At 69.7% G+C, this 25,434-nt stretch carries 28 protein-coding genes; 11 read left to right on the top strand and 17 right to left on the bottom strand.

Annotated features, from left to right (window positions below; genetic code table 11):
- Window positions 1-46: 46 nt before the first annotated feature.
- The 3 genes from B0I29_RS06270 to B0I29_RS06260 are packed head-to-tail and all read right to left on the bottom strand — an operon-like array spanning window position 47 to window position 1,426.
- The gene (locus tag B0I29_RS06270) at window positions 47-490 is read right to left on the bottom strand and encodes an SRPBCC family protein (RefSeq protein WP_111647869.1); all 444 of its coding nucleotides are present in this window, start codon (window positions 488-490) and stop codon (window positions 47-49) included.
- Window positions 487-813 (bottom strand): ArsR/SmtB family transcription factor, encoded by a 327-nt coding sequence (locus B0I29_RS06265; RefSeq protein ID WP_111647868.1) that lies wholly within the window; start codon window positions 811-813, stop codon window positions 487-489. The genes B0I29_RS06270 and B0I29_RS06265 overlap by 4 nt, the downstream gene beginning before the upstream one ends.
- A gap of 58 nt (window positions 814-871) precedes the next feature.
- A complete protein-coding gene (locus tag B0I29_RS06260) occupies window positions 872-1,426 on the bottom strand; it encodes a hypothetical protein (protein ID WP_221402292.1) in 555 nt (184 codons plus the stop codon).
- Window positions 1,427-1,542: 116 nt separating this feature from the next.
- Between B0I29_RS06260 and B0I29_RS06255 the strand changes: the two genes are divergently transcribed.
- Window positions 1,543-2,412, top strand: a complete 870-nt coding sequence (locus tag B0I29_RS06255; protein WP_111647866.1) for a PAC2 family protein — start codon at window positions 1,543-1,545, stop codon at window positions 2,410-2,412.
- Window positions 2,413-2,420: 8 nt separating this feature from the next.
- On the opposite strand, the gene B0I29_RS06250 is transcribed toward B0I29_RS06255, so the two are convergent.
- The 4 genes from B0I29_RS06250 to B0I29_RS06235 all read right to left on the bottom strand — a co-directional run bounded on the left by B0I29_RS06250 (window position 2,421) and on the right by B0I29_RS06235 (window position 4,640).
- Window positions 2,421-2,606, bottom strand: a complete 186-nt coding sequence (locus tag B0I29_RS06250) for a DUF397 domain-containing protein (RefSeq protein WP_111647865.1) — start codon at window positions 2,604-2,606, stop codon at window positions 2,421-2,423.
- A 157-nt stretch (window positions 2,607-2,763) separates the two neighbouring features.
- Window positions 2,764-2,976, bottom strand: coding sequence for a DUF397 domain-containing protein (locus tag B0I29_RS06245; protein ID WP_111647864.1), 213 nt, complete (start codon window positions 2,974-2,976; stop codon window positions 2,764-2,766).
- A gap of 194 nt (window positions 2,977-3,170) precedes the next feature.
- Entirely contained in the window at window positions 3,171-4,091 is a 921-nt protein-coding gene (locus B0I29_RS06240; RefSeq protein WP_111647863.1) for a helix-turn-helix domain-containing protein, read from the bottom strand.
- 132 nt (window positions 4,092-4,223) lie between these two features.
- Entirely contained in the window at window positions 4,224-4,640 is a 417-nt protein-coding gene (locus B0I29_RS06235; RefSeq protein ID WP_111647862.1) for a DUF6232 family protein, read from the bottom strand.
- Between the two features lie 299 nt (window positions 4,641-4,939).
- Here B0I29_RS06235 and B0I29_RS06230 point away from each other — a divergent pair, with 299 nt between their 5' ends.
- Complete coding sequence (locus B0I29_RS06230) at window positions 4,940-5,731, top strand: GntR family transcriptional regulator (protein WP_111647861.1); 792 nt, start codon at window positions 4,940-4,942, stop codon at window positions 5,729-5,731.
- Here B0I29_RS06230 and B0I29_RS06225 read toward each other — a convergent pair.
- On the bottom strand, window positions 5,718-7,025 hold the full coding sequence (locus B0I29_RS06225) for an alpha/beta fold hydrolase (RefSeq protein WP_111647860.1): 1,308 nt from the start codon (window positions 7,023-7,025) through the stop codon (window positions 5,718-5,720). The two genes, B0I29_RS06230 and B0I29_RS06225, sit on opposite strands and share 14 nt — an antisense overlap.
- Before the next feature lie 108 nt (window positions 7,026-7,133).
- Between B0I29_RS06225 and B0I29_RS06220 the strand changes: the two genes are divergently transcribed.
- Together B0I29_RS06220 and B0I29_RS06215 are read left to right on the top strand one after the other, a co-directional pair.
- Window positions 7,134-8,447, top strand: a complete 1,314-nt coding sequence (locus B0I29_RS06220) for a histidine kinase (protein ID WP_111647859.1) — start codon at window positions 7,134-7,136, stop codon at window positions 8,445-8,447.
- Window positions 8,448-8,587: 140 nt separating this feature from the next.
- On the top strand, window positions 8,588-9,235 hold the full coding sequence (locus B0I29_RS06215; protein WP_245972303.1) for a response regulator transcription factor: 648 nt from the start codon (window positions 8,588-8,590) through the stop codon (window positions 9,233-9,235).
- A 69-nt stretch (window positions 9,236-9,304) separates the two neighbouring features.
- On the opposite strand, the gene B0I29_RS06210 is transcribed toward B0I29_RS06215, so the two are convergent.
- The 6 genes from B0I29_RS06210 to B0I29_RS06185 all read right to left on the bottom strand — a co-directional run bounded on the left by B0I29_RS06210 (window position 9,305) and on the right by B0I29_RS06185 (window position 14,587).
- Window positions 9,305-9,757, bottom strand: coding sequence for a hypothetical protein (locus B0I29_RS06210; protein ID WP_111647858.1), 453 nt, complete (start codon window positions 9,755-9,757; stop codon window positions 9,305-9,307).
- Window positions 9,758-9,993: 236 nt separating this feature from the next.
- A complete protein-coding gene (gene mshC, locus B0I29_RS06205) occupies window positions 9,994-11,238 on the bottom strand; it encodes a cysteine--1-D-myo-inosityl 2-amino-2-deoxy-alpha-D-glucopyranoside ligase (protein WP_111647857.1) in 1,245 nt (414 codons plus the stop codon).
- Window positions 11,239-11,327: 89 nt separating this feature from the next.
- On the bottom strand, window positions 11,328-12,143 hold the full coding sequence (locus tag B0I29_RS06200) for an SCO1664 family protein (RefSeq protein ID WP_111647856.1): 816 nt from the start codon (window positions 12,141-12,143) through the stop codon (window positions 11,328-11,330).
- Window positions 12,140-12,754, bottom strand: a complete 615-nt coding sequence (locus B0I29_RS06195; RefSeq protein ID WP_111647855.1) for a DUF3090 domain-containing protein — start codon at window positions 12,752-12,754, stop codon at window positions 12,140-12,142. Before B0I29_RS06195 ends, B0I29_RS06200 begins: the two co-directional genes overlap by 4 nt.
- A gap of 109 nt (window positions 12,755-12,863) precedes the next feature.
- Window positions 12,864-13,541 carry a histidine phosphatase family protein gene (locus B0I29_RS06190; RefSeq protein ID WP_111647854.1) on the bottom strand — a complete coding sequence of 226 codons (678 nt, stop codon included), beginning with the start codon at window positions 13,539-13,541 and terminating at the stop codon, window positions 12,864-12,866.
- The gene (locus B0I29_RS06185) at window positions 13,541-14,587 is read right to left on the bottom strand and encodes an LLM class F420-dependent oxidoreductase (protein ID WP_111647853.1); all 1,047 of its coding nucleotides are present in this window, start codon (window positions 14,585-14,587) and stop codon (window positions 13,541-13,543) included. The genes B0I29_RS06190 and B0I29_RS06185 overlap by 1 nt, the downstream gene beginning before the upstream one ends.
- Before the next feature lie 115 nt (window positions 14,588-14,702).
- On the opposite strand from B0I29_RS06185, the gene B0I29_RS06180 reads away from it, so the two are divergent.
- From B0I29_RS06180 to B0I29_RS06160, 5 genes are all read left to right on the top strand, one after another.
- A complete protein-coding gene (locus B0I29_RS06180; protein ID WP_111647852.1) occupies window positions 14,703-15,698 on the top strand; it encodes an aldo/keto reductase in 996 nt (331 codons plus the stop codon).
- Window positions 15,699-15,701: 3 nt separating this feature from the next.
- Window positions 15,702-16,862 (top strand): sensor histidine kinase, encoded by a 1,161-nt coding sequence (locus B0I29_RS06175; RefSeq protein WP_245972258.1) that lies wholly within the window; start codon window positions 15,702-15,704, stop codon window positions 16,860-16,862.
- Window positions 16,859-17,497 carry a response regulator transcription factor gene (locus B0I29_RS06170; protein ID WP_111647851.1) on the top strand — a complete coding sequence of 213 codons (639 nt, stop codon included), beginning with the start codon at window positions 16,859-16,861 and terminating at the stop codon, window positions 17,495-17,497. The genes B0I29_RS06175 and B0I29_RS06170 overlap by 4 nt, the downstream gene beginning before the upstream one ends.
- Window positions 17,498-17,573: 76 nt before the next feature.
- Complete coding sequence (locus tag B0I29_RS06165; protein WP_111647850.1) at window positions 17,574-18,647, top strand: hypothetical protein; 1,074 nt, start codon at window positions 17,574-17,576, stop codon at window positions 18,645-18,647.
- Between the two features lie 4 nt (window positions 18,648-18,651).
- On the top strand, window positions 18,652-18,849 hold the full coding sequence (locus B0I29_RS06160; protein ID WP_111647849.1) for a DUF5703 family protein: 198 nt from the start codon (window positions 18,652-18,654) through the stop codon (window positions 18,847-18,849).
- 24 nt (window positions 18,850-18,873) lie between these two features.
- On the opposite strand, the gene B0I29_RS06155 is transcribed toward B0I29_RS06160, so the two are convergent.
- Together B0I29_RS06155 and B0I29_RS06150 are read right to left on the bottom strand one after the other, a co-directional pair.
- Entirely contained in the window at window positions 18,874-19,542 is a 669-nt protein-coding gene (locus B0I29_RS06155; RefSeq protein WP_111647848.1) for a hypothetical protein, read from the bottom strand.
- A gap of 22 nt (window positions 19,543-19,564) precedes the next feature.
- Window positions 19,565-20,872 carry a M20/M25/M40 family metallo-hydrolase gene (locus B0I29_RS06150; RefSeq protein WP_111647847.1) on the bottom strand — a complete coding sequence of 436 codons (1,308 nt, stop codon included), beginning with the start codon at window positions 20,870-20,872 and terminating at the stop codon, window positions 19,565-19,567.
- 127 nt (window positions 20,873-20,999) lie between these two features.
- Between B0I29_RS06150 and B0I29_RS06145 the strand changes: the two genes are divergently transcribed.
- Together B0I29_RS06145 and B0I29_RS06140 are read left to right on the top strand one after the other, a co-directional pair.
- On the top strand, window positions 21,000-21,494 hold the full coding sequence (locus B0I29_RS06145; protein ID WP_311733580.1) for a hemerythrin domain-containing protein: 495 nt from the start codon (window positions 21,000-21,002) through the stop codon (window positions 21,492-21,494).
- A gap of 126 nt (window positions 21,495-21,620) precedes the next feature.
- Window positions 21,621-22,610 carry a LysR family transcriptional regulator gene (locus tag B0I29_RS06140; protein WP_111647845.1) on the top strand — a complete coding sequence of 330 codons (990 nt, stop codon included), beginning with the start codon at window positions 21,621-21,623 and terminating at the stop codon, window positions 22,608-22,610.
- Window positions 22,611-22,656: 46 nt separating this feature from the next.
- On the opposite strand, the gene B0I29_RS06135 is transcribed toward B0I29_RS06140, so the two are convergent.
- The gene (locus B0I29_RS06135) at window positions 22,657-25,248 is read right to left on the bottom strand and encodes an ATP-dependent Clp protease ATP-binding subunit (protein WP_111647844.1); all 2,592 of its coding nucleotides are present in this window, start codon (window positions 25,246-25,248) and stop codon (window positions 22,657-22,659) included.
- Between the last annotated feature and the right edge of the window lie 186 nt (window positions 25,249-25,434).

Below are 25,434 nucleotides of genomic sequence, written 5' to 3'. Positions count from 1 at the left end.
GGCGCCGGTGGGCGGTGTTCTGTACGCGTACCCAAGAAGGGTTTTGTCAGGAGAGAAGTTTGTCGAGCTTGGTGAAGCTGCTGCCCCAGCCCTCGCGGGCGCCGTCCGCCATCTGCTCGGGGAACGGGCTCTGGGTGACCACCAGGCGGGTCTTGGCGCCGCCGTCCTCGTCGTGGAACTCCAGGCGCAGGCGCAGCTTGTCGGCGCCGAAGTCGGGGATGTGGGCGACCGATTCCTCGCCGACCAGCAGTTCGTTCTCGATCACCTCGACGAAGGTGGCGTTCTGCGGGGAGCTCATGGCCGGGTCGTCGTCGTTGACCATGGTGAAGCGCTGGTGACCGCCGACCCGGGCGTCGATGTCGACGCTGTCGCGGGGCACCGACCAGCCGACCGGGCCGAACCACGCGGCGAGCTGGTCGGGGTCGACGAAGGCCTGGTAGACGAGAGCGCGGGGCGCGTCAAAGATGCGAGTGATGACCAGGTCTGTCATGGTTTCTCCTGGATGCGTTTGAGATGGGCGTCGAGGCGGGTGAAGTTCTCGTCCCAGAACCGGCGGTACCGATCCATCCACGCGGTCGCCTCCCGCAGCGGCTCGGCCTCCAGCCGGCTGGAGCGCCACTGCGCGGAACGGCTGCGCGAGATCAGCCCCGCGGTCTCCAGGACCTTCAGGTGCCGGGAGATCGCCGGGAGGCTGATGTCGAACGGCTCGGCCAGCTCGGTCACGGTCGCCTCACCCTCGGCCAGCCGCGCCAGGATGGCGCGGCGCGTCGGGTCCGCGAGCGCCGCGAAGATCACACTGAGCCGGTCGGTCACTTAACCTCTCCGTTAATTAACGAGTGGGTTAAGAACCTAGCTCTGTCGCCTTCGCGAGTCAAACCTTGCTGGGAACCCGGCGGTGCAGCTCGGCCAGGAGAACCTCGGGGCCGGGTGACATCAGGCCGACGTCCACGACGTACGCGATCTCGGCGCCCCGGCGGCGGATCCGGGGGTGACCACCGGCGCCGGCGAGCTCGGTGGCGTAGTCCTCGGACACCGGCGTCACCACCAGCTCGGTGAACGGCCCACGGCCGTGCAGAGCCACCGAGGCGATACCTGACCAGGGAATGTGTACGGGATGACGCCCGGTGGCCGCGAAGTCCAGCCCGTGCACCGAGGTGTGCAGCCAGCCCAGCCGGCGCCAGACGATCAGCATCACCGCGGCCGCCGTGATCGCCGGCACGATCAGGGCCGCCTCGGCGTAGACGACGATGTCCGCCGGCTCCGGCCGATGCCCCGCCGCGATCTTGATGAGCAGGTAGACGGCGAGCATCGGCACCCAGGCCGCGGCGAGCACCCAGAGCGTTGTCACGAAGAACATGCCGCGCGCCTGAATGAAGCTCACCGTGTCGTCGGTGGGCCCGAGCACTTGATCCACGTGGTCGGTCATGGTGCGATTATGCGCGGATATCACCCGGTTGATCCGATAGATGGACGACTCCGCCCACCCTGATCCACGGCGCGGCCGCCGGGTGCGTCTGCCAGGGCGCACGTAGGCTGTGTTCCATGACTGAGTTCGACGGCCTCCCGCTGCTCCGCTCCCCCGTGGCCATCGCCGCCTTCGAGGGCTGGAACGACGCTGCGGACGCTTCGACCGCGGCCGTGGAACACCTCGAACAGGTGTGGGCGGCCAAGGAGATCACCAGCATCGACCCGGAGGACTTCTACGACTTCCAGGTCAGCCGCCCCACCATCACCATGGCCGAGGGCGAAACCCGCAAGATCGAGTGGCCGACGACCCGGTTCACCGTCGCGAGCCCGGAAGGCAGCGACCGCGACGTGGTCCTGATCCGCGGCATCGAGCCGAGCATGCGCTGGCGCACGTTCTGCGAGTCCGTCCTGGAGATCTGCCACAGCCTCGAGGTGAACCGGATCGTGCTGCTCGGCGCGCTGCTGGCCGACGTCCCGTACACCCGGCCCCTGCCGATCAGCGGCAGCGCCTCGCACACCGAGATCGCCGAGAAGTACAACGTGGTGCCGACCCGTTACGACGGGCCCACCGGCATCGTCGGGGTGCTGCAGGAGGCGGCCACACGCGCCGACCTGGACGCACTGTCGTTCTGGGTGCACGTGCCGCATTACGCGAACAACCCGCCGTGCCCGAAAGCGACCCTGGCCCTGCTGAGCCGCATCGAGGACGTCCTGGACCTCCCGGTCCCGATGGCCGACCTCGCCGAGCAGGCGGACGAGTGGGAGAAGCGGGTCCGCGCGGCGGCGGAGCAGGACTCAGAGCTCGGCGAGTACGTGCGCGAGCTGGAGGAGCGGGTGGGGGACGCGGGCATCCAGCCGCTGACGGGCGACGAGATCGCCAGCGAGTTCGAGAAGTACTTGCGGCGCCGAGGCGGATCGGCAGGCCCGACAGCGGGCTCCTGGTAATCCGGAGCTCAGACGCGGAAGTCGCCGGCATCGACGCCGGCGACCAGCGCCTCCCACTCCTCGCGGGTGGCGATCACGACCTGCTCTGGTCGGCTGTTGTTACGGATTAGGACTTCGTCGTCCCGAAGCGCGATCTCAAGACATGCATTGTCTGCACAATGACTGCTTCGTTGCCAGATAATCGACTCGGACATGCGGCGAACCTCCGGTCAGCCAAGGACATGCCTCAGGGTACGACCCACATCGAAGACGGTCAGCCTTTGCTCGCCCTTACATTCAGCGGGCATAGCACCTTGGGACAAAACAAAGCACAGGCCTAAAGAGACCTGTGCTTTGCAACCTTCGGCTGAGCTATACTTCGCGCCGACTGCGCGAGTCGCCCGCAAGATTCTCGACGAAGACGGCCCAATCCTGGCGGGTGAAGCTGAGATACGGCTGGTCCGGGTTCTTCGAGTCCCGTACCAATACGTTTCCGCCACTCGCGACTGCCACTTCCACGCATGCGCTGTCTGCACAGAAGGTGCTTCGAGTCCACGCCGACGTGGGCTCTACGGACCGGGTCATCCGGCGCCTCGCTCTCAACCATGAGGGCTTACTGGTGCACCAGAAGCCAAATCGGGACAAATCGGGCATCCGTTGCCCGAAAACGTAACGAAGCTATCGGCCTATAGGGGTAAGCACATCCCCCATACGGGTGGCGTAACTGATCGACACTATCAGGGGATGGCGTCCGATTTGCAGCGTTTATCCGGAAACCCTCACCCTTCCAGGGACTGGCGCAGTCGAAGCGACTCCAGCAGAATCGCCCGCCGGGTGCTGTCTTCATCCCGACAGTTCGACCACAACTTCTCGAAAACCACCCGGTAGAATTCGATCTCGTCGGGGTCGTGCGTCACGTTGTCCCGGTTGTAGAACTCGCGGTAAAGGACCGCGTCGTCGTCATCGCCCTCCCCGAGATCGATGATCTGGAAGGGGCCGAGAACGGCGGCATGTGGACCTTTGTCGAAAGGCACGCATCGAACGTGAACATTCGCAAGCCGCGAGACCTCCTCCAGCGACTCCAATTGCTCGGCCATCACTCTGGCGCCGCCGACCTCACGAAGAAGCGCGGACTGATCGAGAATCAGGTGATATTCGGGACCGGCCCGGCGGTCCAGGATCTGCCGCTTCCGCAGCATCCGAACGTCGTAGCGAACCCGGCGGTCATCGGCCGAGAGGCTCTTGTCCCACCAGTTCAACACGGAGTTCGCGTACGCCGATGTCTGAAGGACTCCTGGAACCAGAGCGGGCTGATAGACCTTGATCACCCTCGCTTCCGCCTCGAATTGGAGTAGCTGGCGGACGCCTTTGCTGAGATGCCGCCGGTATTCGGCGGCTTCGTGCCACCGCTGCCGACGGGCGATCTGAGCGTCCTCGACCAGCCTGTCGGTCTCCGGGCCATCCTCGATGCCATAGAGATCGAAAAGGGCACGCAGGTCGGTTACCGAGACCGCCACCTCGCCGCCCTCGATACGCTGAATCTTCGACAACGACCAGCTCAATCGCTTGGCGACCTGCGACTGATTCAGCCCCGTCGCGGCCCGGAAGCGCCGGAGGGCGAAGCGGACCCGCCGGCGGGCGACGGCTGGAGGCTCTCCCTGCGTCACGCCCATGCCATCCCATCCCGGCTGAACAGCCATACCTCAATCTGCTACATGTCAGATAGAAACCTAGCACTCTGTGTGACGGGTCGGCTCCACTGAGACGAATGGTGAACAGACAGGCTCGCTGCGGCGATGCGCAACGAGCCTGCCCCACCTGCTGCACAGCTGTCAGCCAGCCCCCTCCGCGAGCCGTTCCAGACTTCTCTGCAGGCCTCGGCAAACCTGCTCGAACTCGCGCTGGTCCGATGAGCTGAACAGCACGGCGTACTCCCGGTCGCAGACCGCGACCAGATCCCATCTCGGGGGTGGGCGCCGGCTCAGCGAGAAGGCCGCCTGCGCCAGCAGCACCACGACGATGAGCGCCCCGAGAATCGCGGACTCCCGTCCCACCAGCGGAATCGCGACCACCGCCGCGGCCATGGCCGAGAGCCCCATCGCTTGATGCAGGCCCTCCCCGGTTGGCTGGTACCGGACGATGTGGACGTCCCGCAGCGCGCACACCGGGTACCGTCGCGAGCCCGCCACCTCGAAGAACTCGTCGGTGATCAGCGCTCGCGGACCTCGATAGAAAATTGACAACAGCATCTCCTCCCTCTCGCCGGGGCTTGCCGACGGAGGGGAGGTGCGTAGGATGAAACATGAGTGAGCCCCCTCCGCGAGAGGGAACTCCTGGCGGCATCCAGTTGCACCTGGGTGCCGCCATTTCCGTGTGTGCCGGTGAGTCCACTCTCTGTAACAACAGTATGTAGGCCCACATCACATGATCGCTATACGTCTATTTGCTGTGTAGCTGTTAGCACCCCGCGTGTCGCGCACACACGGCACACCCCCCGTAGGGCATCCTAGGAACCTAGCCGGAATTCGCTGGGGCCTCGGGAGGGCATATGACGATCAATCCGGGTGCGGCCGAGTTTCCGCATCGGCAGATCTCCAACCAGCTCAAGGAACGTGTCCGTCGTGGTGACTGGCAGCCCGGTGAGCGGCTTCCCTCGATTCCGGCGATGGCGGAGATGTTCGGGGTCGCGAAGCAGACGGTGCAGCGCGCCGTCGATCAGCTGCGGGTCGAGGGCGTTCTGATCACGAAACCCGGATCGGGTACGTATGTCCGTGGCACCCGCCGCCGCCTGAACCGCCTGTCCCGTGGCCGGTACGGCGCGCATCGTGGCTACCACGCCGACCTGGCCGCCCGGTACCGCCAGCAGCTCGTCCGGGTCGGCCGGGAGCCGGCGCCGCCGGAGGTCGCGGACGCGTTCGGGGTGCGCGACGGCACCGAGATGCTGGTACGCCGGCACGTGGTACGCACCGACGACGCCACCGTCGAGCTCGGCGCCTCGTGGTTCCGGGTGACCGACGTGAGCGGGACCTCGCTGGAACGGCTGGAAGCGTTCGGCCGGCCGCTGTACCAGGAGGCCGAGGAGGTGATCGGCCGCCGGTACGCGCAGGCCACCGACACGATCAGCGCACGGCAGCCCAGCCGGGAGGAGGCGGAGATCCTCCAGATCCGGCCGGACACCCCGGTGCTGCACCTGCTGCACATCGCGTTCGACGAGACCCGCAAGCCGATCGAGGTGGCGCAGGCGACCTGGCCGGGCCCGATGACGACGCTGACCGAGGAGTACCGGATCCCCGCCCCGTCACCGGAACCCGACCCGGACCCCGGCCTCACGCTGGCATGACCTCCCCGGCGATCCGGGACATCGTCGCCACGAATCTCTGAGGGTCCTCGAAGATCGCCCGGTGCCCCGCACCGGGATAGAACTCGACCTGCTTCGACGGTGCCAGCAACGCCTCGTACCAGGGTGTGAAGAGCTCGGACAGCCCGCGCATCTCCGCACCGCCCTGCACGAAGTACGCCGGTACGCCGAGCCGCGGCACGTCCCGCCGCAGGTCGACGTCCTGCATCCGGGGGTACAGCGCGTCCCAGGTGTCCATGATCGCGGTCAGGGTGTGTGCTTTCCGCAGCGGCGAGTACTCGGACGCGCCCAGCTCGAAGGCGGGCTCTCCCTGGTCGTAGGCCTGGTTCTCATAGAGCAGAAACGGCTCGTAGCCCCAGAAATCCGCATAGGGAGGAGGACCGGAACCCTCCAGCTGCGCCACCACATCAGCCCGCCCACCCGCCCGTGCCCACGCCAGGATGTCGGCATAGAAGATCTGGTCACTGGCCCGCAGATCGACAGCCTGACCCGTTCCGATGTAGGCGGCAAACCGGGACGGCTCCCGCTCGACGGCGAGCACCCCCGGAATCGATCCACCGGAGAACGCCACCAGATAGATCTTCGACTGCCCGAACCGGGACCGCAGGTAGTCGGTGACGGTCAGCACGTCGGCCACCTCGTCGTCGACCGTCACGTCCGCCGGCGGGAAAGCACGCCGGTCCATCGTCGCCACCACGAACCTCTGCTCCAGACCGGACAGATGCTTGCGCATCGCGCCCATCTCCGAGCCACCGGGCGTACCCGGCACGAAGAGCAGCACCGGCAGCGCCCGATCGGCGCCCCGGATCATCAGGTTCAGCCCGTCCACCCTGGTCAGCTCCGCCACGCCACCTGGTATGCCGGCGGTCCGGCCCGGGATCGCGACCGTCACGGCCAGCAGGACCAGCACCGGCAGCGCCACGGCCGCGAACACCCGGCCTCGCCGCGGAAGAAGGGCGCCGAGGAACATCGGGAACAGCGCCAGCACCCCGTGGACGCCCCGTCCGGTGACCAGCGCGATCGCCCCGAACGGACTCGGATGTGGTGCGTCGACCGACGGGCCGGAGACGCGGATGCGGACCAGTTCGACCGTTAGGGCGTACAGAAGGGGCGCGGTGAGGAACGCCCAGCGTGAGCGGGCCGCGAGGGTGCCGGCCGCGAAGCTGGCAGCGATCGTCACGACCGCTTCGATGCTGGTCAGAGGGCCGCGCGGCGTCCACCAGGCGGAGATCGCGCCCCAGACGACCGCGGGGAGCAGGGGAATCAACCACTTCATGACGCGACTGTGCCTACGACCTGGGTATGTCCACAGCGGCCAAGGGATATACCAAAGGCAATACTTTGGTAGGTGTCCGCGCCCCTCGCCGCGAAATAGGCTTCGGCCATGCTTTTCGCGCTGCTGGTCCCCGACTCCGGTGACCGGCGTGCGCGTGCCAGAGACCGGCTGGCCGACGGCATCGCGATCGTGCTGGCGCTGGCCTACGGCGCGATCATGGTGGTGCTGGGCGACGCGCGCGATCCGGGCGCGTTCCTGCCCTGGCAGGCCGACGTGGCGGTCGGTGTCGCCGCGGCCGGCGCGCTCGTGCTCCGCCGCCGGCATCCGGCCGGGCTGACGCTCGCGCTGCTGCCGCTCGGCGCGATCTCGGTGATGGCGACGGGTCCGATTCTGATCACCCTCTTCACGGCGGCGATCCGGCTGCGCCCTCCCCTGTTGCTGGCGCTCGGCGCGGTCAACGTCGCCACCGCGGGGGTCTACTTCCTGCTGCACAGCGCGCCGGCCTTCGACATCTGGGTTGACGTCGCGTTGCGCGCGGTGGTCACCGTGGCGGCGCTGGGCTGGGGCCTGTTCACCCAGGCCTACCGCCGGCTCACCGCATCGCTGCGTGAGCAGGCGGCCCGGCTCGAGGCCGAGCAGCAACTCCGCTCCGAGCAGGCGAAACTCACCGAGCGCGCGCGGATCGCCCGGGAGATGCACGACGTGATCGCGCACCGGATGTCCCTGATCAGCCTGCACGCGGGCGCCCTCGAAGTGCGCGGGACGGTCTCGCCCGGCGAGCTGTCGATCGCGGCCGGCGCGATCCGGACCGGCGCGCACGAGGCCCTCGAAGAGCTGCGGGCGGTCGTCGGCGCGACCCGCGCCAGGCTCCCCGACCCACCCCAGCCAGGATTCGGCAAGCTGCCTGACCCATCCCAGCCGGGATTCAGCAAGCTGCCTGACCCACTCCAGTCGGGCCTCGGCAAGCCGCCCGACCCACTCCAGCCGGGATTCGGCAAGCTGCCTGACCCGCCCCAGCCGGGGCTCGGCGATTTGCCCGATCTGGTGGCGGGCGTGCGGGAAGCCGGCATGACGATCGATTTCACCAGCGCCGTCCCGCCCGAGGCGCCACCGGTGGTGCTGGGCCGCACGGCCTACCGGATCGTCCAGGAGGGCCTCACCAACGCGCGCAAGCACGGATCAGGCCCGGCTGCGTCGGTGCGCCTGCTGGGTGCCGCCGGTCGCGGCCTGCGCATCACGATCACCAACCCCCTTTCGGGTACGCGCGAAGCACCAGCACCCGTCACACCGGCTCCCTGCGGGGGCCTGGGACTGGTCGGCATCACCGAGCGGGTGGCGATCGCCGGCGGGACCGTGCGATACGGCGCCGACCACAACGAGTTCCGGCTGGAGGCGGAGCTGCCATGGCCGCACCCGACGTGACCACACCAGGGCCGGCCACGCCAGCGCCGGCTTCCCCAGGGCCGGCTACCCAAACGCCGGCCACGCCAGGGCCGGCTACCCCAGGGCCGGCCACCTCAGCGCCGGCCACCTCAGGGCCGACCTCAGGGCTGGCCAAACCGATCCGGTTGCTGATCGTCGACGACGATCCCCTGGTCCGGGCTGGTCTGCGGATTCTGGTCGGTGGGTCCGACGACATTGAGGTGGTCGCCGAGTCCGGTGACGGCGCGCAGGCCGTGACGGCGGCGGACGCGCACTGGCCTGACGTGATCCTGATGGACATCCGGATGCCCCGGGTCGACGGGCTGGTCGCGACCCGCCGGATCCGCAGCCGGGCGAACGCGCCTCAGGTGATCGTGCTGACCACGTTCGACGTGGATGAGTACGTTCTGGAGGCGCTGCGCGGCGGGGCCAGCGGTTTCCTGCTCAAGGACACGCCGCCCCGGGAGATCCTGGAGGCGGTGCGCACCGTCGCGGCCGGTGCCGCGACTCTCTCGCCCATGGTGATCCGTCATCTGATCGATCACGTGGCCGATCCGGCGGCCGGCAACCGCCGGGCGCGAGCGCGAGCCCGGCTGGCCGAGCTGACGTCGCGGGAGACCGAGGTGGCGGTGCTGGTCGGCCATGGCCGGTCCAACGCGGAGATCGCCGCCGCGCTGGGCATGGGCGTGCCGACGGCGAAAGGTCACGTCTCACGCCTGCTGACCAAGCTCGACCTCAACAACCGGGTGCAGATAGCCCTGCTGGTGCACGACGCGGAGCTGATCTGAACTGCTGAGAACGTGGCAGACCCGGGACGCGGCGGCGTCCCGGGCCTGACAGTAGCTGTGTTGGCTGGATCAGACAGCAGCGTTGTAGGCGAAACCGCCGCCGCCACCGAATCCGCCGCCGATACCGATACCGATGCCGCCACCGAAGCCCCAGCCCCAGCCCCCGCGACCGTATCCGGGGTAGTAGGTGCTGCCCCCACCGAGGTGGAAGTCGAAGCCCAAGCCGAGCCAGTAAGCGGAGTCGTAACCACCGTAGTAGTGACCGCGGTAGAACTGGCGGTCGTTGATGACGATGACGTTCGTGTCGTCGTCGTCGCCGAGCGAAGCGGCGGCCGCGTAACCACGGTCACCCTTCGTGCCGATGGAAGCCGCGGAGCCACGGTCGCCGTGCGAGCTGATGGAAGCCGCGTTGCCGTGGTCCTTCTTGCAGTTGCCGTCGTGAGCCTGAGCCGGGCCGGCCAGCGCGAGGCTCGCGCCGGTGGCCAGGAAGAGACCCCCGAGGAACAGAGCCGTACGACGCATGATTTTTCCTTTCGGAGTTGTTTTGACCGACCCAGTCTGTCCCTTCCCGCGGGATAACGCGCGGATTTTCGCTCATAAAAGAACAATGGTGCATTTTTTCCCGATTTTTCCTACGCCGCTGGTCAGAGGCGTCTAGGGTCCGTCCGGGGATCTCCATCCCGCGCGCCGATAAAGGCATGACCGGGCCGGAAAAGACGAAAGGCCCCCGCGAACGGGGGCCGGAAACGAAACGTCGTCTACAAACGGACGCCGAGCAATGCGTCGACAGTTCGGGCCATCAACGCGGGCGCCTCGGCATCATCACCGACACCGGCGAGAGCCGCCTCGACCCACGCGTCGACCACCGCGAGCGCGGCCGGAGCGTCGAGATCGTCGGAGAGAGCCTCCCGGACCGCGCCGAGCAGCCCGGCGCCGGACGGCCCGGCCGGAGCGGCCGCCGCCTCCCGCCAGCGGGCCAGACGCTGGAGGCCGGCCTTGAGCACCTCGTCGGTCCACTCCCGGTCGGTGCGGTAATGCCCGGTGAGCAGCCCCAGCCGCACCGCCATCGGGTCGACGCCGTCGCCGCGCAGCCGGGACACGAAGACCAGGTTCCCCTTGGACTTCGACATCTTCTCGCCCGCGAGGCCGATCATGCCGGCGTGCGCGTAGTGCCGGGCGAACGGCTGCGCGCCGGTCAGCACCTCGGCGTGCGCGGCCGAGCACTCGTGGTGCGGGTAGACCAGGTCGCTGCCGCCACCCTGCACGTCGATGGTGTCGCCGAGCAGCCCGAGCGCGATCGTGGCGCACTCGATGTGCCAGCCGGGACGTCCCGGGCCGAGGTCACCGCCGTCCCAGACCGGCTCGCCGTCACGGGCGCCGCGCCACAGCAGCGGGTCGAGCGGGTCACGCTTGCCCGCTCGCTCCGGGTCGCCACCGCGCTCGGCGGAGAGGACGAGCATCTCGGCACGGGACAGATGCGACTCGTAACCCCAGTTCGACGCGGCGCTGATGTCGAAGTAGACGTCCCCGGTGCCGTCCTCGAGCCGGTACGCCGCGCCCTTGCCCACCAGCTCGACCACGTGCTCGACGATGCGCGGGATCGACTCGACCGCACCCACGTAGTGCGCCGGCGGAATGATCCGCAGCGCCTCCATGTCCTCCCGGAACAGCGCTGTCTCCCGCATCGCGAGAACGATCCAGTCCTCACCGTCACGCGCGGCCCGCTCCAGCAGCGGATCATCGATGTCCGTGACGTTCTGCACGTAATCGACGTCCCGCCCGGCGTCCCGCCACATCCGGTTGACCAGGTCGAACGCGATCATCGTGGCCGCGTGCCCCAGGTGCGTGGCGTCATAGGGGGTGATACCGCAGACATACATGGTCGCGGTCCCGGCCGGCGTGCTCGGCTCGACCGAGCCACGCGCCGTGTCAAAGAGCCGCAGCGGCGAGAGCCCCGGAGTCTCCGGCAGGCGGGGCACGTCATGACCGGTCCAAGCATCCATCCCCGGAGCCTAACCAGCCCATGACCACGTTTGCCCACCACGTGACCTAAACCTCCAACACCGACCGCCAGGCTTCGGTACGCCAGGACCTAGATCGGTGGCCAGGGGATCGCGGGCCATTCCTGAGGTGGCTGCGGGAATCTGCGCGCTCGCAGCAGGCGCTTGATGCGCAGCGTCACGTGCTGCACCTCGGAGATCGTGAGGTGGTCGTCCAGGGCTTCGCCCAGCGGGCCGGTCAGGTCGGCCAGCAGGCGGTGCAGCACGGCCACCCCGTCGTCCGGCAGGGACTTGCCCGTCCAGCCCCAGAGGACCGTGCGGAGTTTGTTCTCCACGTGGAAGCTCACGCCGTGGTCCACCCCGTGCACGCCGCCGGTGGCCGGGTACAGCACGTGGCCGCCCTTGCGGTCGGCGTTGTTGATGACGGCGTCGAAGATGGCCAGCCGGGCCAGCCGGGGGTCGTCGGCGTGGGCCAGTGCGTACGCGTCGCCGTCGTCGTCGCGGGCCGCAGCGACCGGGAACCAGCCGTCCGGGACGTCGTAGGCCGGGACGAAACCGATCAGGCCGTCGACGTCCTCCGGCTCGTCGATCCACAGCTGGAGGGCGCCGGGACCGAGCGGGCCGTCGCGCAGGATCGTCGGCGGGACCAGGTCCCAGCCGGTGGCCCGGGACACCAGGTACGCCGAGACCTCACGGCCGGCCAGGGTGCCGTCCGGGAAGTCCCAGAGCGGGCGCTCGCCGCGGACCGGCTTGTAGACGCAGCGGCGGGTCAGGTTGCCCAGCGAGATCTCGGCACGCAGCGTGGTGTTGGAGGCGTCGACGAGACGCCCCTCGATCTCGATCGCGCCACGGCCGAGCAGTTCGAGGGCGTCCGCCTCGGCCAGCACTGCCGTGGGCTCCGCGGTCACCGGTGGTAACCGTTGTGCCGGGGGCAGAGGTGGCCGGCCGGGTCGAGCGGCTGGCCGCAGAGCGGGCACGGCGGCCGGCCGGCGGCGACCACGCGGCGGGCGCGGTCGATGAACGCCCGGGTCGCTTCCGGGGTGAGCCGCACGCGCAGCCGGTCGAGGTCGTCGTCGGGCTCGTCCTCGTCGTCCTCGACGTCGACCTCGACTTCTTCGTCATCGTCGTCGTCGTCCTCGTCGAGCGGGCTGCCGGAGAGATCGGCATCCGGCTCACCGGCCTCGATCGCCTCGATCACGACGGTGCCGGTGTCGACATCGAAGGCCAGGCCCAGCGTCCCGACGCGGAACTCCTCGTCGACCGGGGTGTCGAGCGGCTCGTTGTCGTGCGTGGCCGGCAGGATGCCGTCCGGCAGGATCACGCCGAAACGCTTGTTCGCCTCGAGGAGCAGCTCCTCGAGTTTCTCGGCGAGCAGCGACACCTGAACTTTCTCCAGCGCCACGCTGACCACCCGGCCGCCGCCGCGGGCCTGGAGAAAGAAAGTACGGTCCCCCGGCTCGCCCACCGTCCCGGCGACGAACCGCTCCGGCGGCTCGAAGGCATGTACTTGGTGGGTCATACCGACAACCCTAGCCATCCGTGCCGGTAACCGCGCGGGTCACCATCGCGGGTTCGCCGAGGGCGCAACGACCCCTACCCTGCGGCTAACCACCGGTCACGGAGCGTCGTCAGACGGCGCCGCCTCCCGAACCCCCGCCGACGGCGGCGTCGCTCTCCACCCGCTTGGGGGGTACGACGGACGCCAGGTCACCGGTCTCGTTGAGGCGCACCAAAAACGGGCGAGTCGGGGTGTACCGGATCGCGGTGATGGACGCCGGATCGGCCACGATCCGCTGGAACTGGTCCAGGTGCAGGCCCAGCGCGTCGGCCGCGATGGCCTTGATCACATCGCCGTGGCTGCACGCCACCCAGACCGCCTCGGCACCGTGCTCGGCGGTGATCCTGGCGTCCCAGTCCCGGATCGCCTTGATCGCCCGCGCGGACATGTCGGCCATCGCCTCGCCGTTCGGGAAGACGACGGCGCTGGGGTGCTGCTGGACGACCGGCCAGAGCGGATCCTTGGACAGCTCCTTCAGCGGCTGCCCTTCCCAGTCGCCGTACCCGCACTCGATCAGGCCGTCCTCGACCTCGACGGCGACGTCGGGCAGCGCGATCGACAGGGTCTGCCGGCAGCGGATCAGCGGGCTGCTGACCACGGCGGCCAGCGGCAGTTTCCGCAGTCGTTCACCGACCCGGGCAGCCTGGTCACGCCCGGTGTCGTCGAGTTCGACGGGTTGCCGGCCGGCGAGCCCGCCGGACGCGTTCGCGGTGGTCCGGCCGTGCCGGAGCAACAGGACGGTCGCCATCAGAGACCCGACTCCGCGAAGGCCTCGGCGACCACGCGCAGCGTCTCGATGCCCGACTCGCGGTCGCCGACATAGGGGCTGATCGAGAGGGTGCCGACGCCCGCGGCCGCGTACTCCTGAAGGCGTTTTTTGATCTGGGTCTTGGTGCCGAGGATCGAGGTGCGTTCGATGAACTCCTGCGGCACGGCGGCGGCGGCCTCGGCGACCTGCTTGCTCAGGTAGAGGTCCTGGACCAGCTTCGCCTCCTTCTCGTAACCCATCCGGACGGCGAGCTGGTTGTAGAAGTTCTGCTCCCGGCTGCCCATGCCGCCGATGTAGAGGGCGGCGTACCAGCGGATGACGTCGGCGCAGGCGCTCAGGTCTTCGCCGAGGACGACGGGCACGGTCGGCGCGATGTCGAAGCCGGTCATGTCACGACCAGCTTTCTCTCGGCCCCGAGCGATATGTCCGACATAATCGGCAACCGCGTCCGGGGCGAAGAAGATCGCCAGCCAGCCGTCCGCGATCTCGCCCGCGAGCTCCAGGTTCTTCGGCCCGACGGCGGCCAGGTAGATCGGGATGTCCGGCCGCAGCGGGTGGAACCCCAGCTTGATCGCCTTGCCGGCGCCGTCCGGCAGCGGCAGCGTGTAGTGGTCGCCGGCATAGGCGACCCGCTCCCGGGCGAGAGCCAGCTTCACGATGTCCACATATTCCCGGGTACGCGCGAGCGGCTTGGCGAACCGGACCCCGTGCCACCCCTCCGACACCTGCGGGCCGGAGACGCCGAGGCCGAGCCGGAACCGCCCGCCGGAGAGGGTGTCGATGGTGGCGGCCGTCATCGCGGTCATCGCCGGCGTCCGCGCCGGGATCTGCATGACGGCGGCGCCCAGATCGATGCGCTGCGTCTGCCCGGCCATCCAGGCGAGCATGCTGACGGTGTCCGAGCCGTACGCCTCGGCCGCCCACACCACGGCGTAACCGAGCCGGTCCGCCTCCTGCGCCATCGCGAGATGATCGGCGGGCGTACTCCACGCTGTCTGGTAACCGAGGTTGAGTCCGAGCCGCACGTGCCCTCCCGAGATCATGGTCCGTCACCGCAAAGCATATTTCCGTCCGGTAACCGACGCGCCGCGCGGGTACTTGAGCATTCCGCACAAGACCAGGTCTGAATAAGGTTCACTCATGCACCAGCGACCGCTCGGCCGAAGCGGGCTAGCGGTTTCGCGGCTCGCGCTCGGCACCATGACCTGGGGACGGGACACCGACCCCGATGACGCGGCCGCCCAGTTGAAGATCTTCCTGGAAACCGGCGGCACCCTGATCGACACCGCCGACGTGTACGGCGACGGCGACGCCGAGTCGGTGATCGGCTCACTGCTCGACCACCTCGTCCCCCGCGACGAGGTGGTGATCGCCACGAAGGCCGGTCTCACCCCGCGCGGTTACCGGCCGCGGGACGCATCGAGGGGCAACCTGCTGCGCTCGCTCGACGCGTCGCTGCGCCGGCTCGGGACCGATTACGTCGACCTGTGGCAGATACACGGGTACGACAACCACACCCCGTTCGAGGAGACCCTGGCCGCCCTGGACCACGCCGTGACCAGCGGCAAGGTGCGGTATGTCGGGGTGTCCAACTTCGCGGCCTGGCAGACCGCACGGGCGGCGACCTGGCAGTCGGCGTACCCGGGGCGCGCGCCGATCGTGGCCGCCCAGATGGAGTACTCGCTGCTGGAGCGCGGCATCGAGCGTGAGCTGCTGCCGGCCGCGTCGGCGCTCGGCTTCGGCGTGCTGGCCTGGTCGCCGCTGGGCCGGGGTGTGCTGACCGGCAAGTACCGCAACGGCCGCCCGCTCGACTCCCGGGCCGCCTCCGAGCACATGGCCCCGTTCGTGCAGACGTACCTGGAACCGCGCAGCTCCAGCATCGTGCAGGCCGTGGTGATAGCGGCCGGCGGCCTCGGCGTCTCACCGCTGGAGGTGGCGCTCGCCTGGATCCGGGACCGGCCCGGTGTGGCGTCGGCCATCCTCGGCGCCCGGACCGCCGGGCAGCTGCAGGGCGCGCTCCGCAGCGAGCAGCTGATCCTGCCGGCCGAGATCGCGATGGCGCTGGACGACGTCTCGGCCATCGACGTCGGTTACCCGGAGCGTGAGGGCACCGGTTACCCGCACGCCGACGAGTGACCGGTGGGCATCCTGCGCCGGACCGTGTTCCTGCTGCTCGGCGGGGTGCTGCTGCTGCCGTACGTGCTCGCCGCCGGCCTGCTGGGCCAGATGATCGCGGACAGCGAGCCGAACCGGGCCGGCGCGATCGCCATCACCCTGGTCACCGTGCTGGTGGCCGCGGTACCGCCGTTTCTCGGCGGCACCCGGGAGCTGGAGATCACCGCGGCCCGGGCACTGCTCGGCGTCGACCTGCCTGATCACGATCGGACTCGGCCGCCGGCGGTGGAGACCCGGCTGCGTACCGCGATCTGGTTCGCCCTGCACCTGCTCACCGGCGGGCTGATCGGCGCGGTCGCACTGATCGCGATCCCGGTGGCGCTGTTCGCGTTCACCGAGCGGATCGGGCTGACCGAGGGCGCGCTGACCGGTCTTGATCTCGGCCTGCTGGACAGCCGCGACCCCTGGTGGGCTCTCGCCGGCCTCCTGCTGCTGGTCGTCGCGGCCGGCGCCGCCGCGGGTCTGGGCCGGCTCGCCGCGACGATGGCGCCGGCGCTGCTCGGCCCGTCGCCGGCCCAGCGCGCCGCCGCCGAGCGGGATCGGGAACGCCGGCTGGCCGAGCGCAACCGCCTGGCCAGGGAATTGCACGACTCGGTCGGGCACGCGCTGACCGCGATGACCCTGCAGGCCGGTGCCGCGCGGGCGGTCTTCGACGCGGACCCGGCGTTCGCCCGGCAGGCGCTGGGCGCGATCGAGGAGACCGGGCGAGCTGCCGCCGAGGAGCTGGACACCGTGCTCGGCGTCCTCCGGGACGATCTCTCCGCGGACCGGCGGGCCGCGCCCACCCTGACCGATCTGGATCGGCTGCTCACCTCGTCGGTGCTGGCCGAGATCGGTCCGGTGGACGTGCCGGCAGCGGTCTCCCGGGAGGCGTTCCGGATCGTGCAGGAGTCGCTGACCAACGCGGCCCGGCACGGCTCCGGACCCGCCACGCTGCGCATCCGCCAGGACGAGGAGCTGACGATCACGGTGACCAACCCCATCAACACCCCGATCAAAACCGGCCATGGGTACGGGATAAGCGGCATGCGCGAGCGCCTCCGCCTGCTCGGCGGAGAGCTGTCCGCCGGCCCGGACGGCGACCAGTGGCGGGTCGAGGCCACACTCCCGATCGGCCCGGCATGATCGGCGTCCTGATCGCCGACGACGACGCCCTGGTCCGGGCCGGTCTGCGGGCCATCGTCGGCGCCGAACCCGATCTCACCGTCACCGGCGAGGTCACCGACGGCACCGAGGTGCTGCCGGCCGCCGTCCGGCTGCGCCCCGACGTCGTGCTGATGGACGTCCGGATGCCCCGGATGGACGGCATCCAGGCCACCCGGCTGCTGCTGGAACGCCTCACCCACCCGCCCCGGGTCCTGGTCGTGACGACGTTCGCCAACGACGAGTACGTCTACGAGGCGCTGCGGGCCGGCGCCAGCGGTTTCCTGCTGAAGCGCGCCCGGCCGGAACAGATCACCGAAGCGGTCCGCGTGGTGTCCCGGGGCGACTCGCTGCTCTTCCCGGCCGCGGTCCGCCGGCTGGCCGCCGCCTACGGCCCGCCGGACGGCCGGGTCGGCGGCGCGGAACTGACCGCCCGGGAGTCCGAGGTGCTGACGCTGATGGCCGACGGGCTGTCCAACGCCGAGATCGCCGGGCGGCTGGTGCTCGGCGTCGAGACGGTCAAGTCACACGTCGCGAACATCCTCGGCAAGCTCGGGGTGCGGGATCGGACTCAGGCGGTCGTTCTCGCGTACAAATCGGGGTTTGTCTCTCTCTAGAATCTCCCTCGCAGGAGGGGGACGCGCCCCTCGGCCTGGGGATCCGCGCAGGTCGCGCAGCGACAAGCATCGACGTATGACCGATGTCAAAGAGAAGGCGGCGGCCGTCTGGGCCGCCGGATACGGTGCTCTCGCGGTGGTGTGGACGGTGACCGGGAGCGGTTTTCCCTACGGACCGGACGCGCCGCACAACACCGCCAGCCTGCTGCGCGCGCTCGATCCGGCGATCGGCGCACCGATCTTCGCGGTGGTGCTGCTGACCGCCGCGGCGGCCCTGGTCGCGATCGGCGCCGAGCGGCTGCCGGCGGTGCCGCGCCGGGTGCTGCTCGGATATCTGTGGCTGGTGGCGGCCGCGCTGCTGGTCCTGGTCCCGGACGTGCGGCTGCTGACCGTCGCCGGATATCTGCCGATGCTGATCGGCGGGCTGCCGTTCGGATGGCCGCCGATCGACTACGCCGAGATCTTCACCTGGACGCTCGCGAACGAGGTGCTCGCCGTCGCCGGTGGCCTGCTGATCGTCCGGGCGGTGCTGCGCCGGCAGCGGCGCGCGGCCGGGGCCTGCGAGGACTGTGGCCGGACCGAGTCCGGAACCGGCTGGACCACGCCGGCGTCGGCGACCCGCTGGGGCCGGATCGCGGTGTGGATCGCGGTGATCATCCCGAGCCTGTACGCCGTGGTCCGGCTGGCCTGGGCGGCCGGCATCCCACTCGGCATCGAGCGCGAGTTCCTGACCGAGATGCAGGAGACCGGTCTGGTCTGGGCCGGTGCCGGGCTGGGTACGTTCGCGCTGGCCGGCGCGGTGCTGACACTGGGACTCACGCAGCGCTGGGGTGAGCGGTTCCCGCGCTGGATGATCGGCCTGGCCGGCCGCGAGGTGCCGATCAGGCTGGCCACCGTCCCGGCGACGCTGGTGGCGCTCTTCGTGTTCTCCGGGTCGATCTCGCTGTACACCGCGGAGGGCTCGGAGATGCTGGTCCACGGCGGGCTGAACGCCGCGACCATCCCCGGGCTGCTGTGGCCGCTGTGGGGTGCGGCACTCGGCGCGGCGGCGTACGCCTATCACCTGCGCCGCCGCCCGCCGTGCCCGCGTTGTGGCCGCCCGGAGGGCGTGTCGGGGCTGGTGCAGGACTCGGCAGCTGACGCATATTAGTTCGATGGACTACGAATACGCGCCGCTCCGGCTGCCTTCGCATGTTGATCGTCTGACCGCCGCGGCGCAGCTCGCCATCCAGGCGGAGTTCTCCGGGTGGGAACTGGCCAAGGTCCAGCTCTTCGCCGACGGCACCCGCAAGGTGATGCTCCGCCGCCGCCGGGCGTCAACGCCCACCCCACAGCCCGGCCTCAGCTACTGAGGCCGGGCTGTCCGGTCGTACCACTCAGTGGTTATGACCCGCGTGGTCGTCCTCGTCGTCCGGGAGGAACGGGTGCTCGTCCAGGCGGCCGACCAGCTGGTCGCCGTCGACCGGGGCGAACGGGCCCGAACCGTCGGCGTCGTCGAACGCCTCGAGGTCCAGCGGCGCCGTCACCTCGGTGACCGTGAGCAGGCCGTCGAGCGGCTCCAGCTCCGGAACGTCCAGCGACGCGAGCGAACCGTCGCCGGCCTGGAGCAGCTCCAGCACGGCCTCGCCGACCGACTCGATCGGTCCGGCGTCCTCGTCCTCCGGCACCGAGCCGCGGCGGGCGGTCTCGGCCACCTTCAGCAGCGCGTCCACGCTCGGCACCCGGTAGTCACGACGCTGCCGCACCGAGATCACCTGGTCGTACGGGTCCTCGCCGGAGCCGTCAGCTCCCGCCCCGACCAGCCCGAACCGGTGGTCCGCCTCGTCCGGGTCGATCGACTCGACATCCCACGGCGTCACTTCACCGAACGCGTCGAGAAGTTTCTCGTCGTACGCGTACGACGCGTTGTTCAGGTGGACGTACGCCTGCCACACGTCGTCGTCGTCAATGCGGCCGGCCGCGGCCTTGACGGCCACGAGGTGCGCCCGGGCCGCCTCGATCACGGACTCCAGGGCGGCGTCGAGCTCCGCATTCTGGTCAGACATGGAAATTGGTTCCTTCCGGATTTCAGCTGTTTCGAAGCAGTCGGTCGAGAACGCGCACGCCGAACTTTAGCCCCTCGGTCGGAACCCGCTCGTCGATGCCGTGGAACAACGCACTGAAGTTGAGGTCCGGCGGCAGGCGCAGCGGCGCGAAGCCGAAACAGCGGATCCCGAGGGTGGCGAATGCCTTCGCGTCGGTGCCACCGGACATCAGGTACGGGACCGTACGCGCGCCCGGGTCCTCGGCCCGCAGAGCCGCGCCCATCGCATCGACCAGGTCGCCGTCGAAGCTGGTCTCGACCGCGGACTGCTGGTGGACGTGCTCGATCTCGACGTCCGGCCCGATGATGTCGCGCAGCTCGGCCAGGAACGAGTCGGCGTGCCCGGGCAGGGTCCGGCAGTCGATCGTGGCGGACGCCTTGCCGGGGATCACGTTGTCCTTGTAACCCGCTTCCAGGCGCGTCGGGTTGGCGGTGTTGCGGATGGTCGCGCCGATCAGGTTGGCGATCGGGCCGAGCTTCGAGATCGCCAGCTCCGGCTCGTCCGGATCCAGGTCGATCTGCAGCGCGTCGCTGACCTGCTCCAGGAACTGTCGCACGGTCGGCGTGACCACGGTCGGGAACCGGTGCCGCCCGACCCGGGCGACCGCCTCGGCGAGCGCGGTGACCGCGTTGTCGTCGTGGATGAACGAGCCGTGCCCGGGGCGGCCGTGCGCGTGCAGGCGCAGCCAGTCGAGGCCCTTCTCGGCGGTCTGCACGAGATAGAGGCGCAGATCGTCGTTGACCGTGTACGAGTACCCGCCGACCTCACCGATCGCCTCGGTCACCCCGTCGAACAGTCCCGCGTGGTTGCGCACCAGCCACTGCGACCCGTACTCCATGCCGGCCTCTTCGTCGGCCGTGTACGCCAGGACGATGTCCCTCGGCGGGGTGTAACCGACCCGCTTCCACTCCCGGACCACGGCCAGCACCATGGCGTCGAAGTCCTTCATGTCGACCGCGCCGCGGCCCCACAGGTATCCGTCCTTCTCCTCGCCGGAGAAGGGGTGCACCGACCACTCGCTCGGGTCGGCCGGCACCACGTCGAGGTGACCGTGCACCAGCAGCGCGCCACGCGACGGGTCCGCGCCCGGGATGCGGGCCACCAGGTTGGTCCGGGTCGGCGCGGACTCCAGGAGCGTGGTCTCGACACCCACTTCCTCCAGACGAGAGGCGACGTACTCGGCGGCGACCCGCTCGCCCACGGTGGTCCGCGGGTCCCCGGTGTTGGTGGTGTCGATGCGCAGCAGGTCACGGCAGAGGCCGACGACCTCGTCCACGGCGGTGGTGTCCATCCGCCCTTCTTACCAGCAAGGTGTAACAACGATCCCGATGGGGAACTCGACGGCCGTGTCTGAAGTCAATCTCCCCCCGCTCCCGCCGACCGGTGGCAAGACTCCCGGGCGGAGCATCGTCGATGTCGTGAACAAGCAACACCAGGAGCTGCTCGGCCTCATCGCGAAGATGGAGTCCGAGCCCGACAACCCCAAGGTGAAGAGTGTCCTGGTCGCGGTCGCGTCCCGGCACCTCTGCGCCGAGGAGCAGTACCTCTACCCGGCGATCCGCACCGCCGTGCCCGGCGGTGACGAGCTGGCCGACCGCGAGCTCGCCGAGGACCAGACGCTGATGCACCTGCTGAGTGGCGACGACATCAACGCCACGGCCGCGGCGATCCGCCGGCACGTGGCCGCCGACGCCGAGGAGCTGCTGCCGATGCTGTCGCAGATGGTCCCGTCCGAGGATCTGGTCCGGCTGGGCAACCGTCTGGAGACGGCCGAGGAGGCGGCACCGACCCGCCCGCACCCGGCGACCCCGTCGACGCCGCCGTGGAACAAGGTCGTCGACCCGCTCATCGGAGTGGTCGACAAAGCCCGCGATGCGGTCACTGGCCGTAAAACATATGTACGTGATCTGTAACTAAACCTAAGCGGCGGGCGATTCGCCCACCTTGTCCTGTTCGTTAATATGTTTGTCACGGGTTGCCGATCTTTCCAGCTCTCCCAGGACTAGCCGTGGATCCCATTCTGGTCCTAACGTCACGCTATGAACCTCGAGCTGCGGCACCTGAAGGTGGTCTGCGCCATCGCGGAGACCGGCAGCGTCACCAAGGCCGCGTCGCAGCTGGGCCTCGCCCAGCCGGCGCTCACCGCGCAACTGCAGCGCATCGAGCGGACGCTGGGTGGCCCGTTGTTCGACCGGGACCGTCGCGGCGCACGCCCGACCGCGCTGGGCGAGCTGGTGCTCTCCCGTGCCCGGGTGTTGTTGCCGGCTATGAAAGGCCTGCAGGACGAGGCCGCACGACTGGCAGCGGGTGGTCACGAAACGATGAGCCGCTATCGCATCGGCGCGATCGGCGGACCCGTCGTGGCCCACCTGCTGCACCGCCTCTCGGCCAACCAGCCGGATGCCCAGATCTCCACCCACGCGTCGTACTACGTCGACGAGCTGGCCACCATGGTCCTCGCCGGCAAGCTCGACTTCGCCCAGGTCGGTGTCTGCGGCGATGCCCTGCCCTCCGCCGAGTACGGCCTGGTCTGGCAGACCATCGCGGTCGACGCCGTCTGCGCGCTGCTGCCGGAAGACCACCCGCAGGCCAAGGAACCCGAAGTCGATCTCGCCGAGCTCTCCGAGGAGCAATGGGTCGCCGGCGCCGGTGACGGGTGCTTCGCCGACTGCTTCGCCGCGGCGTGCGCCCGCGCCGGTTTCGCACCGCGCAAGGTCCTGGAGACCGACCCCCGCGCCTGTGTCGACATGGTCGAGCTGGGCCTCGCGGTCGGCCTCTGCCAGCCGACGTTCCGCCCACCCGTCGGCCTGACGTCCCGCCCGTTCAAAGGCGCGCCCCTGCGCTGGCGCACGGCCGTCGGCTGGCACCCCGACTCCCCCGCCGCCCGCAGCGCCCCCAACCTGATGTACCTGGCCTATGAGGCGTACCAGGACGTCATCGCCCGCAACGAGGAATACGTCAGCTGGATGGCCGCCCACCCCGATCTCAGCGGCATCGGTGCGGTGCCCGCCCAGCTCGCCGCGGCCTGACGAAAAAAGGGGGGCCCCGGGGCCCCCCTTTTTTCTCATCTCTGCATCAGCGAGCCGAGACCGCCGACTCCACCTCGAAGGTCAGCTTGTCGTCGGCCACGTCGACACGGACCTTGCGGCCCGGGGCCAGATCCGCGGCGAGCAGCATCTTCGACAACCGGTTGTCCAGCTCACGCTGGATCGTGCGGCGCAGCGGGCGCGCGCCGAACTCCGGCTGGAACCCGCGCTCGGCCAGCCAGTCGACGGCCGCGTCGCTGATCTCCATCTGGACGTCCTGCGCGTGCAGCCGGCGGCGGGTCTCCCCCAGCATCATCTCGGTGATCTTGTGGAGCTGCTGGTTCTCCAGCTGCCGGAAGATGATGATCTCATCGATCCGGTTGATGAACTCGGGCCGCAGCGAGTCCTTGAGCCGGCGGTCCAGCCGGTCGCGGAGCTCGTCGTCGGCGGACCGGCCGTTGTCGGCCGCACCGAACCCGACGCTGCGGGACGAGCCGGTGATCAGATCCGAACCGAGGTTCGACGTCATGATCAGGACGGTGTTCTTGAAGCTGACCGTCCGGCCCTGGCTGTCGGTGAGCCGGCCGTCGTCGAGCACCTGCAACAGGATGTTGAAGACGTCCGGGTGGGCCTTCTCGATCTCGTCGAGCAGCACCACGCTGTACGGCCGCCGCCGCACCGCCTCGGTCAGCTGTCCCGCCTCGTCGTAACCGACGTAACCGGGAGGGGCGCCGACCAGCCGCGACACGGTGTGCCGCTCCTGGAACTCGCTCATGTCCAGCCGGATCATCTTGTCCGCCTCGCCGAACAGCGCCTCCGCGAGGGACCGCGCCAGCTCGGTCTTGCCGACGCCGGTCGGTCCGAGGAAGAGGAAGCTGCCGACCGGCCGGTCCTCGTCACCGAGTCCGGCCCGCGAGCGGCGTACCGCCTCGGCGACCGCCTCGACCGCGTCCTCCTGGCCGATGACGTGCTCGTGCAGGTGCTGCTCCAGCCGGAGCAGGCGGTCCCGCTCGGCCTCGGTGAGCTGCGCGACCGGCACGCCGGTGGAGCGCGACACCACCTCGGCGACGTCGTCCGGGGTCACCTGCGGGATGCCGTCCGGGCCGACACCGGCCGTGGCGATCTGCTCCTTCAGCGAGTTGATCTCGTCGCGGAGCTCGGAGGCCTTCTCGTACTTCTCGGCCGCGACGGCCTGGTCACGGTCGCGGGACAGCTCCTCGAGACGGCGCTCCCGCTCGCGCAGGCCGGCGTCCGGGGTCTTCACCCGCAGGCGTACCCGCGCGCCGGCCTGGTCGATCAGGTCGATCGCCTTGTCCGGCAGGAACCGGTCGGTGATGTACCGGTCGGAGAGCACCGCGGCGGCGTCCAGCGCCTCGTCGGTGATCCGGACCTGGTGGTGCGCCTCGTAGTTGTCCCGCAGCCCGCGCAGGATCGCCACGGTGTCCTCGACGGTCGGCTCGCCGACCAGGACCGGCTGGAACCGCCGGGCCAGGGCCGCGTCCTTCTCGATGTGCTTGCGGTACTCGTCGAGGGTGGTCGCGCCGATCACCCGGAGCTTGCCACGGGCGAGCGCCGGCTTGAGCATGTTGCTGGCGTCCATGCCGCCGCCCTCGCCGCCACCGCCACCGGCGCCGACCAGGGTGTGGATCTCGTCGAGGAAGACGATCAGCCCGTCGCCGGACGACTGGATCTCCTCGATCACCTTGCGCAGGCGCTCCTCGAAGTCACCCCGGTAACGGGTGCCCGCGACCAGGCCGGCCAGGTCGAGCTGGATCACCCGCTTGTCCTGCAGGGTCAGCGGGACGTCGCCGTCCACGATGCGCTGGGCGAGGCCCTCGACGATCGCGGTCTTGCCGACGCCGGCCTCACCGATCAGCACCGGGTTGTTCTTGGTACGCCGGGACAGGATCTCCACGGCCTGCTCGATCTCGTCGGCACGCCCGACCACGGGGTCGATCTCGCCGCGCCGGGCGGACTCGGTCAGGTCGACGCCGAACTGCTCCAGCGTCGGCGTGTTCGGGTTGCTCGGGTGCGGGTGGTGCCCACCGCCGCCCGAGCCCGGGGACGTCTCCGGGTGCGGCATGTTGCGCGGGTCGAGCCGGCCGGCGAGCAGCCGTCCCGCCGCGGAATCGGTGTTCAGGCCGAGCGCCATCAGGATGTGCTCCGGCCCGATGTACGAGGCGCCGACGGCCCGGGAGATCTGCAGGCTGTCCAGCAGCGCGCGCTTGGCGGCCGGGGTCAACGCGACCTGCTCGGGCGTCTCGCGGGTGGCGGCGCTCATGTCGGCGCGGCGGTTCGCGGCGGCGGTGCGGGCGACCTCGCTGTCGAGCTGGGCGTCGAGTTCGGCCAGCAGCGCGACCGGGTCGGTGCCGGCGCGGCGCACGGTCTGCTTCATCGGCTCCTGCTGGAGGACGGCCCAGAGCAGGTGGTCGGTGTCGAGGTCGGCCAGCGCGCGCTCGCCGCCGCACAGCTCGGCGGCCCGGCGCGCCGCGTCGGCGAGGACCTGCCGGGCGTCGTTGCTCATGTAACGCGCGATGTCGAAGCGCTGCGCGGGCCGGTGCGACTCGGCCGCTCCGAAGAAGCGCGCGAACAGGTCGTCCCAGTTGCCGGACCCAGCTGGTCCGAACGGTCCGATGCTCATCAGGGTCTCTTTCCTTCTGGTACCTCACTCAGGCGGATGTAGGCCTACCCGGCCCATCCAGGCAACTAACTGACGTTGCCGGGGATCACAGCGCTCTCACCGACCTCCTGATTCCCGTTCCGGCCAAAAAGTTGACTGACGTAGGCTCAACTCTATGAAGGCATCGGAGCCCGCCCCCAACGATCG

The organism is Actinoplanes lutulentus (assembly GCF_003259845.1).
Classification (GTDB): domain Bacteria; phylum Actinomycetota; class Actinomycetes; order Mycobacteriales; family Micromonosporaceae; genus Actinoplanes; species Actinoplanes lutulentus.
This window is presented reverse-complemented; position numbering and strand designations above follow the sequence as displayed.